General features: G+C 73.3%; 1 pseudogene. It reads left to right on the top strand.

The window, feature by feature from the left end:
• Nucleotides 1–243 (top strand): annotated as a pseudogene (locus H928_RS33465) (16S rRNA (cytidine(1402)-2'-O)-methyltransferase); the annotation flags it as partial.

Raw genomic sequence — 243 nt, 5'->3', positions numbered from 1 at the left:
CCCCGGCGAGCCCCCCCGCCACACCCACAGCATGCTACGCGCCTATGGCGTTGGCAAGTCGGGCGGCCAGCTGATTGCGCTGCACCAGCACAACGAGGCCGAGGCGGCCGAGCAGGTCATCCACCGCCTGCAGCAAGGCCAGCGCATTGCCTATGTGAGCGATGCCGGCACGCCCGGCGTCAGCGACCCGGGCGCACGCCTGGCGGCGGCTGTTGCACGCGCGGGCCTGCGCGTGAGCCCCCT

This window comes from Comamonas sp. B-9 (assembly GCF_000410635.1).
GTDB lineage: Bacteria > Pseudomonadota > Gammaproteobacteria > Burkholderiales > Burkholderiaceae_C > Comamonas.
The sequence above is the reverse complement of the archived record's forward strand: the minus strand, read 5'-3'. Positions and strand labels throughout refer to the sequence as shown.